The sequence below is a fragment of the Paenibacillus alvei DSM 29 genome (genome assembly GCF_000293805.1).
In the GTDB taxonomy this organism is placed as follows: Bacteria; Bacillota; Bacilli; order Paenibacillales; family Paenibacillaceae; genus Paenibacillus_B; species Paenibacillus_B alvei.
In genome coordinates this window covers 603,283-615,534 of the sequence record NZ_AMBZ01000002.1, presented here as the reverse complement: position 1 = coordinate 615,534, position 12,252 = coordinate 603,283, and the positions used below count along the sequence as shown (strand labels likewise).

Genomic DNA, 12,252 nt, shown 5'->3' with positions numbered 1-12,252 from the left:
ATGCATAATCATCAAAGAAACATACCAAAGAGGGTTCGGATTACCGGTCGTAACATACAGATAAAAACGACCGTGCATGCTCATCCTATATCTGATACAGCTTTCCCCCACAGGGAGAATCGCATACTCCTTTCATGGGTTGAGAAGCTGTGGAAGTGATGAATGTGAGCACGGCAATTTCAATGCAATGAGAACACTCTAGGCATTCTAGGGGAATAGGAAATGCGGGTATAGGAAATTCGTGTCGTTGGCAAATGGGGCGGGTATCCTTGTGAAAAACGAAGCGGATGCGATGTGCTGCCAATTTGGAAATACAGGGGACCGAAGCCCTATACACATGAGGAATTTGGAATACTGTATGCGTGTCAGGCGATCATGGATGAACACAGGTGGCTTTGTTACGCAACATTTTGTTTTCCATTAGGGGAATGTGGATAGTGTCATTGAGCTTGAGAAGTTACTGTCCTAGTGGACAAAAAATACTTCTCGAGTTAATGAAGTGAGAAGTGTCGGTTGAATTGGGATTGGATTGAATGCATCACATAAAGGAAGAAGAGGATCTGGAATGAAAAAATATAAAAAATGGGGAATCGCACTTGCCATTATTGCGATTGTCGGCATAAGCGGATTTATTTTCCGCAAGCAGCTCGCGGTTCTGGCTTTCGATATGTTCTTATCCGGACATGTTGAAGAGACGCTTGATAAGTCATATAAGCCAATTGAAGGCAAAGAAGAAGTTATTCGCAAAGTAACGGAGCCATTCTCGGTACTACTGCTGGGGGTCGACCAGCGAGGCAAGGAAATTGGACGTTCTGATACGATTATATATTCTGTAGTTCGACCACAAGATAATAAGGTGCTGTTGTTGTCGATTCCGCGTGATACGTACACGGAAATCATCGGCAAGGGATTCGAAACGAAGCTCAATCACGCTTATGCCTACGGCGGTGCGAAGATGAGCATGGAGTCAGTAGATAATCTGCTTAAGCATAAAGTTGACCATTATGCAACGATTAACTTCGAGGGATTAAAGGATGTTGTCAATGCATTAGACGGTGTGAAGCTGCCGATTACGAAGCCGATTGTCAACAAGGATCCAGACCACGAGAAGTTCCGGATTGAGCCGAACAAGCCAATTTATGATGGTCAAGAAGCATTGTACTTCGTACGCTACCGTGAAGATTCAGATATGAACCGTACGATGCGCCATCGAATCTTCTTGAATGCCGTTATGCAGCGTACCATTGAAATGGACAAAATCGGACGCATTCCAGAGCTTATTGAAATTATGGGTGAGAATTTTACAACGGATATGCGACCGAAGTATATGATTGATTTGGCCAAGACAATGTTCACGAATGACGGAATACCAAGCATTAGCAGCTATATGCTGCACGGCGATGGCAAGATGATCGGCAATGGCTGGTACTATATGGTAAAGGATGAGGATCTGGATTATATCAAGTCCTTGCTGGATAACTGGCTGGATCCAAAAACAACCAAAGAGAATTTAATGGAACCGCGTGAAGTAAAAGAAGATTAAAGAACGGAACGCAGTGGAATAAAAGCAAAAAGTCAGTCGTATTTTTTACGGCTGGCTTTTTGTTTTTGTATGCCTAAATGTGTTAATTTAGTGTTAAGGAGTTACAGCGATCATCTCGCTGGAGTCGTTGAGGAGGAGACCAAACGGATGAACATTGCTTTTTTCTTAACACCGAAACATGAGGTTGTCAGTCTTACACTGAACACAACATTGAGACAAACACTAGAACGTATGGAATTTCATCGGTATACGGCCGTTCCCATTTTGAACGATGATGGGGAATATGTCGGGACGGTTACTGAAGGGGATTTATTGTGGCACATGAAAAACTCAAATGGCGCAATTACGTTTGAGAACGCTTCAAAATTCATGCTGAAAGATGTATCGCTGAATATGCACAATAAATCTGTTCGGATTGACTCCAACATGGGGGACTTAATCAACTTAGCCAAAGTGCAAAACTTTGTCCCCGTAGTGGACGACATGAACCGCTTCATTGGCATTGTAAGGCGGAGTCAAATTATAGAATATTGCGAGCAGTTCGCCACCAAAGCTATGGACGTGCGGTAAATATGGTATAATGGAAAATGACGCCCTTTCCATAATTATGGAAGATAAAGGGGGATACCCGTACGGTAAGCGGGCTCTGAATAACATTCAGGGGAAAAAGATTGAATGCGCAAGAGGTGAACGAATTGAAAAACCGCTGGTCATCGTCGTTATTATGGGCGATTGTAGCGCTCGTATTGTTATTATCCATATTGCAGCCGATACAGGTGTTGACGATGAGTTTTATGGCGGTTCCATTTGTGATGCTGTACGCAACACAGTCTAGGCAGGGGTTCGCACTCATCACAGCTGCCGTACTTGCCATTGTATATGTATTGATGGGCAAAGCGGGCATTTATGTAGCTGTTTCCGCCTTGTATTTTATTATTCCGGGCATTGTCATTGGACAAATGTTTAAAGGCAGGAAACCAGCACTTTCTGTATTTGTTGCAGGTACCGTGACATTTCTTATCGAGTCCCTTGTCCTCTTTGTCGTTGCGAAGTGGGTTCTGGACTTCAATGTGTATGAATTCGTAATTGAAATGCTGAACTACGGGATGGTGGGTGTAGAACAGTCCGCGTTATTCCCGACACAAGTGACGGCGGAAATGAAGCAGCAATTTGCGCTTCTCATGAGTAAGATGGTTCCATTCATGATGATTGTGAGCGCGCTGTATATGGGAACAATTACGTATGCCATCAGCCGCAGATTGCTAACTGCGCAAGGGCATGATGTTCAAAAAATGAAGCCAGTGCACCAATGGATGCTTCCCAAGTCCCTAGTAGTATACTATTTCATCGTTGTGATTCTCGACTTTGTTGGCCCGAAATCAACGGACAGCTTTCTAACGATGATTTTATTGAATTTGGCACCACTTTTGCAGTTGGCATTCGTGGTGCAGGGAATTGCTTTCCTTTTCTTCTTTGCACATATGAGGAAATGGGGCAAGGTGCTGCCGATTGTCATTACAATAGCTGCATTGTTCATTCCGCTGCTCTATTCACTACTTCGAATCGTAGGATTGGTGGATCTCGTACTTCCTCTGCGGAAGTTCATGTCCAAACCAAAAGTATAGGGTGAGAAGGCATGCCTAAACTATTGTTTCAACGTTGGTATACGAAACATACAAGCTGGACATTCGTTGTACTGATCGCCATGAGCCTGGTGCTCACCTGGTTCAATTGGGGAGTAGGCGTATTGGCATGGCTCTGTATTGCAGCGCTCGCAGTTGCATCGTTCACGGCAGAGCGCAAATTCCGGGAAGAGACGGAGTCGTATTTATCGACGCTTGGATTGCGGGTAAAACGGGCTGGGGAAGAGGCAATCGTTGATCTGCCGTATGGTATCCTCCTATATCGTGAAGATCGTGTCATTGAGTGGCATAACCCTTATGTCTCTCAATTAACCGGTCAGGATGGGCTAGTCGGCGAGGAATTGACAGACATCTTTCCGCAGCTTCATATGGGAAAAGAGAAGGATCGTTCCGCAGAGTTGTTCATCGGCGGGCGAATCGTACATGCAGATATTGTTCCAGAGGAGCGGGTTGTTTACTTCACGGACATTACTGACTTGTGGAGCCTGCGCAAGCGTTATGACGAGGAGCGTATTGCGGTCGGCGTTGTCGTAATGGATAACTTGGAGGAGTCCACACAAGGAATGGACGATCAGCAGCGAGCGGCTCTGCTCGCCCGAGTGAACGGTCAAATTACGTCATGGGCAGGTGAGCATGGCGTGCTGATGAAGCGTCTATCCTCTGATCGCCATTTTATGATCATGGATGTGCAGACGCTCAAGGCGCTGGAGCAGACTAGATTTGTCATACTTGATGAGGTTCGGGAAACGACGCTGGACAACAAGCTCCCAGTGACGCTGAGTATGGGAATAGCAGCAGGTGCTGACAGCATTCCAGAGCTTGGGCAGCTTTCCCAATCTTGCTTGGATATCGCATTGGGCCGTGGAGGAGATCAGGTGGCGGTTCGTATGGGCCAGCGTCTATCGTTCTACGGTGGTAAGTCGAATGCGGCGGAAAAGCGGACACGCGTCCGTGCCCGTGTTATTGCTCATGCACTTCGGGACTTCATTAAGCAGAGCGATGCTGTTTTCATTATGGGACACAAAAATCCAGATACGGATTCGATTGGATCATCGATTGGAGTGCTGAACGCATGTCGCATGCTTGGGGTTGAAGCCTATATTGTGCTGGAAGAGAGCAATCCGTCGATTGATCGTCTAGTTGATTATTTGAAGAAGGACGAAATTCTATGGTCGAGGTTTATTTCTCGAGCGGAAGCTATAGAAATGATTACGGAAGCTAGTCTTTTGGTTGTATGTGACACGCACAAAGCTTCTATGGTGGAAGAGCCGCGCTTGCTTCAATCGGATCGGATTGTCATCATTGATCATCATCGCCGAGGTGAAGAGTTTATAAATGACGCGGTTCTCGTTTATTTGGAGCCGTACGCGTCATCTACGGCAGAGCTTGTTACTGAGCTGCTGCAATATATCCATAATCGAATTAATCTGAGCATGCTGGAGGCAACGGCGTTGTTGGCGGGGATCACTGTGGATACGAAATATTTCACGCTGCGAACAGGCTCGCGCACATTCGATGCAGCAAGCTTCCTGCGCAGACAGGGAGCGGATCCACTGCTCATCCAGCGAATTTTGAAGGAAGATCTGGATGAGTATATTCAGAAGGCGGAAGTTATCCGCCATGCACAGGTGCTTTATGGGCATATTGCGGTTGCGGTTACAGAACCGGGACGAAAATTTTCTCAGTTGCTCATTGCACAGGTAGCTGATACGCTATTAAATATGACCGATGTTCTCGCTTCGTTCGTAATCAGCGAGCGACATGACGGACTCATCGGGATTAGCGCGCGCTCGTTGGGCCAGATGAATGTGCAGGTTGTTATGGAACAGCTGGGCGGCGGTGGTCATTTAACCAATGCCGCGGCACAATTGCAAGGTACGCTGGTTGAGGCAGAAGCGAAGCTAAAGCGCGTGCTGGAAGAAATCGACGCAGAAGAGGGGTTGTTCGAATGAAAGTCATCTTGTTGCAGGATGTAAAAGGACAAGGCAAGAAAGGACAAGTCAAAGAGGTTTCCGAAGGGTACGCTCAAAATTTCCTTATCAAGCAGGGACTGGCTCGTCCGGCGACGGACGGCAATCTGAAGACCCTGGATCAACAGAAGAAGTCTGAAGAGAAGCGTAAGGAACAAGAAAAGATCGATGCGGAAGTGCTTGCAGAGAAGCTGGGTGAAACAACGGTTGAACTAAAGGCAAAGGCTGGTGAGGGCGGTCGTCTGTTCGGCGCAATCACATCAAAGCAAATTGCCGAAGCTCTTGCAGGCATGAAGATCAAAATAGATAAGCGTAAAATCGAACTGCATGACCCGATTCGTACGCTTGGATTTACGAATGTAGCCGTGAAGCTGCATCCTGAAGTCAAGGCGACGATGAAGGTGCACGTAACGGAGGAATAGAATGAATGAGATGTATGTCGATCGTGTTCCGCCGCAGAACCTAGAGGCTGAGCAAGCCGTTCTCGGTGCGATATTGCTGCAGTCCGAGGCGTTGATTACATCGATGGAACGGATTCAGTCCGAGGACTTCTATAATCCGGCCCATCAGATGATCTATGAGGCCATGATCGAGCTGGGGGAAGACAACCAGCCGATTGACCTCGTGACGCTTACGGCAAAGCTGAAGGATAAGCAGCAGTTGGAAGACGTCGGCAGCGTGTCCTATTTGACGAAGCTGGCCAATGCGGTGCCGACCGCAGCCAACGTTGATTATTACGCGCAAATTATTGAAGAAAAATCAATGATGCGACGTCTCATCCGAACCGCCACTCAAATCGCTAGTGAAGGATATACAGGCGGTGAGGATGTCTCTGGACTGCTTAGCGATGCGGAACGACGTATCTTGGAAATTTCGAACCGCCGCTCTTCGAGCGGCTTTATCGCGATTAAAGATGTGTTGATGGAAGTCTATGATAAAGTAGAAACGCTAAGCCAGCAAACAGGCGGCGGAACGACGGGAATCCCGTCAGGCTTCCCGGATTTGGATAAGATGACATCAGGCTTCCAGCGCAGTGACCTTGTCATTGTGGCGGCCCGCCCTTCTGTCGGCAAGACAGCCTTCGCTTTGAATGTTGCCCAGAATGTTGGGGTTCGCGCGAAGGAGACGGTAGCCATTTTCAGTCTCGAAATGTCTGCGGCACAGCTTGTACAGCGTATGGTCTGTGCCGAGTCGAATGTTGATGCAGGGCGGCTTCGTACAGGGGCGTTAGAGGATGACGATTGGGAGAAGCTGACGATGTCCATCGCAGCCTTGTCCGAGGCAGAGGTCTACATTGATGATACACCGGGAATTACGGTAGCGGATATTCGTGCTAAGTGCAGACGCCTTAAGAAAGAACGCGGTCTCGGCATGATTCTTATCGATTACTTGCAGCTGATTCAAGGACGCGGTAAGCCTGGCGAGAACCGCCAGCAGGAAGTCTCGGAGATTTCCCGTACCTTGAAGCAGATTGCGCGTGAGCTAGAAGTTCCCGTTATTGCCTTGTCCCAGCTTAGCCGGGGCGTAGAGCAGCGGCAGGATAAGCGTCCGATGATGTCCGACCTTCGGGAATCGGGTTCCATCGAGCAGGATGCCGATATCGTAGCCTTCCTGTACCGTGATGATTACTACAATCAGGATACGGAGAAAAAAATATTATCGAAATTATTATTGCCAAGCAGCGGAATGGCCCAGTAGGGACGGTGGAGTTGGTGTTTTTGAAGAACTTCAACAAATTCGTCAGCTACGAAAGGAATCATCAGGACGCTCCTGCGGGATAATAAGCGTAAAAGAAAGCGAACGTTGTTTTCCGAACATTTGGTTAAGGTCGGATATCAACGTTCGCTTTTCGTTGACTTTGCACTATTTGACTGATAAACTAGGTATGCTGCTTGGAGCGAACGCTTGAAAGAGCAGTGAATAACGGTGTGTAAACACCCGACGGGGGTATGAAAATGTCTACAGTAGTCGTCGTAGGAACCCAATGGGGAGACGAGGGAAAAGGGAAAATCACTGATTTCCTCGCCGAAAGCGCCGACGTGGTTGCGCGTTATCAAGGTGGTAACAATGCGGGACACACGATTTTGATTGATAACAAGAAATATAAGCTGAGCCTGATTCCATCCGGCATATTCTACACAGACAAAATTTGTGTAATCGGTAATGGTATGGTCATCAATCCAAAGGCACTAATCCAAGAAATTGAATATATTCACGAAAATGGCTTCTCTACCGATAATCTTCGCATCAGTGATCGTGCGCATGTCATCATGCCGTATCATATGGTGCTGGACGGCTTGGAAGAAGAGCGAAAAGGCCCGAACAAGATCGGGACGACCCGCAAAGGGATCGGCCCTTGTTATATGGATAAAGCAGCTCGGAACGGTATTCGTATTGTCGACTTGCTCGACAAGGATGTATTTGAGAAGAAATTCCGCCACTTGGCAAATGAGAAGAACGAGTTAATCAGAATGTACGGCGGCGAAGAGCTGGATATCGAAGCTACGCTGCAGGAATACTACGAATACGCAGAGTTCATTCGCAAGTATGTGGTTGATACTTCGGTTGTGCTTAATGATGCAATCGATGGCGGCAAGAAGGTATTGTTCGAAGGTGCGCAGGGCGTTATGCTCGATATCGACCAAGGTACTTATCCGTTCGTTACTTCTTCGAACCCAACAGCTGGCGGTGTCTGCATCGGTTCCGGTGTCGGCCCGTCCAAAATTGAAGAGGTTATCGGTGTAGCGAAGGCTTATACAACTCGTGTAGGAGACGGCCCATTCCCTACAGAGCTGAACAATGAAACAGGCGACTTCATCCGTGAAGCAGGCCATGAGTACGGTACAGTTACGGGCCGTGCGCGTCGCGTTGGTTGGTTTGACAGTGTTGTCGTACGTCATGCTCGCCGCGTAAGTGGGATTACAGGCTTGTCCCTGAACTCGCTAGACGTCTTGACCGGATTGGAAACTGTAAAGATCTGTACCGCTTATAAATGTGGAGATGAAATTATCGAACACTACCCAGCAAGCCTTGATATGCTTGCGAAGTGTGAGGCGATTTATGAAGAAATGCCAGGCTGGTCGGAAGATATCACAGGTTGCAAAACGCTTGATGAACTGCCTGAATCAACTCGCAACTATGTGAAGCGCGTATCGGAGCTCACAGGCATTCCGATCTCGATTTTCTCCGTTGGCCGCAACCGCGAGCAAACGAATCAAGTGCGTCCTATCTACCGTTAATTGCAAGCATGATATTGAAACGGAAACAAACGGCTTTTCCTTTGGGAGTAGCCGTTTTTTTTGTGCATATTTGGGCATACTAAGAAGTAAATGACTGTGAGCCGGTAAAGAGACCAAATGCGAGATAGGGGAAAAAGAGTCGGGTTAGTGCTTCTATTTCTCTTAATACGCGTCTAGGAACGATGGAGGCATAGCGCCTGCCGCGTGGGACTAGGGCTGGCTAGGAGGTAGTATAGATGCGCTTAGTATGGCGTGTAATGCGAGTGGCAATGACAATATTAGTAGTTGGCATATTATCTAGCTTATTAACGATAGGGACAACAGCGATCGTAGTGGATCGATATATTCAAACTGCTCTGGATAAATTCCAGATTCCAGTAGAGCGGAAGCCTTTAACGTTAACCTCTATGTGGGGCGTGCTACTCGGTTTTGATACCCAAACAGCTAGTATTCAGAATAATACTCCGATAGGGAAGAGTCAGGGAGGCACGCTCAACAATAGTAGCGGTATGAACGAGCGTACGGACAATAACGGGCAGCAAGCGACCCAAAAAGGGCAGGGATCGAAGGAGGAGGATCACGGAACGTCCATTCCTTCGACTGATAAAACGAATGAAGGCGAGAGCGGCTCACATATGGCGCCTGATGGTTCTTTGCCGGTAATGGGAGGTATATCATCCGGTCAGGAATCAAAGGGACGAGAAGCGATTATAGTTCCGCCTGAATCGATATCGAAGAGCAAGGAAGAGTTGTCGAAGGAGAAGAAGGATCAAATTTTTGCGACCTTAATGAAGAAACTGCCTCAGGAGGATTGGCAGCGCATCTCCACATTGATGGAAGGCGGACTGACGTCCAGTGAGGTTATCGAGGTGGAGCAGATTCTGGCGAAGCATCTGAATGATGAGGAATATAAAGAGATGCGGGAATGGATGGTTGGAGAATCGAAGACAACGGATACAGCAAATACAGCAAATACGAAAGAGAGCAAAAACGAGGGAACAGGAACTCCGTAATCTTTATACGATGGAAAAAACCATGTAGGACAGCTATTGGTACGTTTTGAATAAACAGGGCAAATAGAGAAAATAATAAGCGCGGAATTGGCCATCTTTTCTTCGATGAGCACAATTCCGCGTTTTTGTGTGCAAAAGTAAGGGGTATCGAGGTGAGGAACGTCTATAAAGCGACGAATTCGGTCAAGTTGCAATGTACTTTCGACCTATGGTACATTAAAAAATGATGACAAAACATTAATTTTTTGTAACTTTTCAACTTTTCATAGAAAAAATCAAACTACGTATGAGAATATAGGCACTGTATTCGTAAAGGAGACCATCATGGAACGTTTCAACGGAAATCGTCGGGATGAGGATGAACAAATGGATAGCCGCAACCGATGGCAACAATGGACGGCTGCATGGCGGGAACGGTTAGCGATGAATCCTGCAACCCGATGGATGACAAAGGGAAAAAGAACAATTATTTTTGCAACTAGCGGCATGGCATTGGTCGCATCTGCGATATGGGGCGGCATTACATATGTAAAGGCTAATACGATACCTTTTTATCATGTATATCATCAGGATGAGCTATTGGGCACTGTGTCCAATCTTGGTGAAATAGAGCGCTTCTATACTGAGCGTTTGCAAAAAGAGCAGGCTAAATATCCGAATGCTCACATGAAGTTGAATCGGGAAGGGATCCGAACGATTGAGGATTCCGGCTTCAAGGCAGAGCCAACGACGTCAGCAACGCTCGACAAGCTCGATCAATTGACTACTGCTTATGCAGAAGGTGTGGAACTGAATATCAATGGTAAGGCGATCGGCTATGTCAATGATGAGGCAACGGCTGATAAAGTATTGAAGCAAGTAAAGGCGAAGTATACGCCTTCGGCATCTAAAAAGGGCAATGCGAAGGAAGTTCGTGTACTGGCTGCGCCTATGCGCTCAGAAAAGGCAACGAAGGCGGTATCACGCCTTGAATCCGTCAGCTTCCGCGAGCGTGTCAGCACGGAAAATGCCAATATTAGCCCTAAGCAACTGTTAACACCAGAAGAGGCAATTAGCAAGCTGACGACAGGTCTTACGAATAAGCTCCAATATATTGTAAGGGATGGAGATACCGTCTCTTCAATTGCAAACAAGATGAATGTGTCGATGGAGGCAATTTATCGTAATAATCCAGAAATCGGTGAAGAACGATTGAAGGAGGGGCAAGTACTTAACTTAACAGATTCGAAGCCGCTTATTACCGTGAAGACGGTTGAGGCGTATAGCGAATATTTAGTTACTGAGCCACAAAAAGTGATCAAGGAAGACCCAAATATGCGTTCTGGCGAGTCGAAGGTTGTCCGTAAGGGCAAGCAGGGACTCAAGCGCATGTCTTATCGTCTGGTGAAAGACAACGGCAAGCTGTCCCACGAGGAGTGGCTTGAGCAAGAGGTTGTTGAGCCAGCCATTCCGGAAATTGTCGTTCGCGGCACGAAAATCGTGCGCGGTGAAGGGACAGGCTCCTTTGACTGGCCAGTGAACAGTGCAACCTTGACGAGCGGATTCGGCAAGCGCTGGGGGCGTATGCACAAGGGCATCGACATGGTATCCTCTGATCGTTCTATTATGGCCGCCGATGAAGGCGTTGTGCTGTTCGCGGGCGTGAAGAACGGATATGGCAACTGCATTATTGTCAATCATCGCAATGGCTACAAAACGTTGTACGGCCATCTTAGCAAGATTAACATCAACGTAGGCGATATTGTTGAGAAGGGCCAGGATATCGGTGTCATGGGAAATACGGGAGACTCAACCGGTACGCATCTGCATTTTGAGATTATCAAAAATGACGAGGTTCAAAACCCTCTAAAATATTTATAAACACAAGCTAGACGGGACGAATCGGATGTCCCGTCTTTTTGTAGCTTAACTGCCGTGTTATGCCGTCCCCTCCAACGTTTGGGTTCGGGATGTAGAGACAATTATGGTAAAATAGAGTGACATATGGACTAGCTGCATACAGATCGGAATATTGTGAATTCATAGTATGTAATTGGAAATGTGAAGGCAGAGGGAGAGGTGTGGATTCGTGTACGGCAAAATACTCGTTGTAGATGATGAACAACCGATTGCAGATATTTTAAAATTTAATTTGGAAAAGGAAGGCTATGAGGTAATTTGCGCCTTTGACGGGGGAGCTGCTGTTGAATTGGCCTTATCGGAGAAGCCGGATCTGATGCTTCTTGATTTGATGCTGCCCGTGAAGGACGGAATGGACGTGTGCCGCGAGGTGCGTCAACATTTGCATATGCCTATCATTATGCTGACAGCAAAGGACACGGAGCTGGATAAGGTGCTCGGTCTTGAAATGGGTGCGGATGACTATGTAACGAAGCCCTTCAGTACGAGAGAGCTGCTGGCTCGGGTAAAGGCGCATTTGCGGCGTCAAAACAAGGTTTCGACTCCGACCCAAGAAGAGGACGCCGAGGCGCTATTGGCTGAAAAGCAGGGTATCAAGCTTCACAAGCTGCTTATTGATACGGATATGTATGTGGTATATAAGAACGGCGCAATGCTTGATTTAACTCATCGGGAGTATGAACTGCTGTTCTATTTAGTGCGCAACGCAGGCAAGGTCATGACACGCGAGCATTTGCTGCAGGCCGTATGGGGCTATGAGTATTTCGGAGATGTGCGTACAGTGGATGTGACGATAAGGCGATTGCGCGAAAAGATTGAGGACGATCCAAGTAAGCCGGAATATATCATCACTCGGCGTGGATTGGGCTATATGATGCGCAATCCGCGGAGCGGAGGCTTCTAGTGAAGCGGGGAATAGGCCGGTTTTTTCGTACGATCCAAGCA

General features: G+C 47.2%; 9 protein-coding genes and 1 pseudogene. All 10 read left to right on the top strand.

What is annotated here, in order from left to right:
- The first annotated feature begins 565 nt into the window (after positions 1–565).
- A complete protein-coding gene (locus PAV_RS09170; RefSeq protein ID WP_005545420.1) occupies positions 566–1,543 on the top strand; it encodes an LCP family protein in 978 nt (325 codons plus the stop codon).
- 147 nt (positions 1,544–1,690) lie between these two features.
- Positions 1,691–2,113 carry a CBS domain-containing protein gene (locus PAV_RS09165; protein WP_005545418.1) on the top strand — a complete coding sequence of 141 codons (423 nt, stop codon included), beginning with the start codon at positions 1,691–1,693 and terminating at the stop codon, positions 2,111–2,113.
- Positions 2,114–2,214: 101 nt separating this feature from the next.
- Entirely contained in the window at positions 2,215–3,168 is a 954-nt protein-coding gene (locus tag PAV_RS09160) for a DUF2232 domain-containing protein (protein ID WP_238555788.1), read from the top strand.
- 11 nt (positions 3,169–3,179) lie between these two features.
- A complete protein-coding gene (locus PAV_RS09155) occupies positions 3,180–5,138 on the top strand; it encodes a DHH family phosphoesterase (RefSeq protein ID WP_005545416.1) in 1,959 nt (652 codons plus the stop codon).
- Positions 5,135–5,578 (top strand): 50S ribosomal protein L9, encoded by a 444-nt coding sequence (rplI, locus tag PAV_RS09150; protein WP_005545414.1) that lies wholly within the window; start codon positions 5,135–5,137, stop codon positions 5,576–5,578. The genes PAV_RS09155 and rplI overlap by 4 nt, the downstream gene beginning before the upstream one ends.
- Position 5,579: 1 nt before the next feature.
- Positions 5,580–6,937 (top strand): annotated as a pseudogene (gene dnaB / locus PAV_RS09145) (replicative DNA helicase).
- Between the two features lie 174 nt (positions 6,938–7,111).
- Entirely contained in the window at positions 7,112–8,395 is a 1,284-nt protein-coding gene (locus tag PAV_RS09140; RefSeq protein WP_005545412.1) for an adenylosuccinate synthase, read from the top strand.
- 236 nt (positions 8,396–8,631) lie between these two features.
- Complete coding sequence (locus PAV_RS09135) at positions 8,632–9,408, top strand: hypothetical protein (protein ID WP_005545411.1); 777 nt, start codon at positions 8,632–8,634, stop codon at positions 9,406–9,408.
- 324 nt (positions 9,409–9,732) lie between these two features.
- Positions 9,733–11,268 (top strand): peptidoglycan DD-metalloendopeptidase family protein, encoded by a 1,536-nt coding sequence (locus tag PAV_RS09130; RefSeq protein ID WP_005545410.1) that lies wholly within the window; start codon positions 9,733–9,735, stop codon positions 11,266–11,268.
- 208 nt (positions 11,269–11,476) lie between these two features.
- Positions 11,477–12,211: a response regulator YycF gene (gene yycF, locus PAV_RS09125; protein WP_005545409.1), complete on the top strand. Its 735-nt coding sequence runs from the start codon at positions 11,477–11,479 to the stop codon at positions 12,209–12,211.
- Positions 12,212–12,252 lie beyond the last annotated feature (41 nt).

Coding starts and splice junctions, on each gene's coding strand:
- PAV_RS09170 (WP_005545420.1), top strand. CDS start 566: ATGAAAAAATATAAAAAATGGGGAATCGCACTTGCCATTATTGCGATT.
- PAV_RS09165 (WP_005545418.1), top strand. CDS start 1,691: ATGAACATTGCTTTTTTCTTAACACCGAAACATGAGGTTGTCAGTCTT.
- PAV_RS09155 (WP_005545416.1), top strand. CDS start 3,180: ATGCCTAAACTATTGTTTCAACGTTGGTATACGAAACATACAAGCTGG.
- rplI (WP_005545414.1), top strand. CDS start 5,135: ATGAAAGTCATCTTGTTGCAGGATGTAAAAGGACAAGGCAAGAAAGGA.
- PAV_RS09140 (WP_005545412.1), top strand. CDS start 7,112: ATGTCTACAGTAGTCGTCGTAGGAACCCAATGGGGAGACGAGGGAAAA.
- PAV_RS09135 (WP_005545411.1), top strand. CDS start 8,632: ATGCGCTTAGTATGGCGTGTAATGCGAGTGGCAATGACAATATTAGTA.
- PAV_RS09130 (WP_005545410.1), top strand. CDS start 9,733: ATGGAACGTTTCAACGGAAATCGTCGGGATGAGGATGAACAAATGGAT.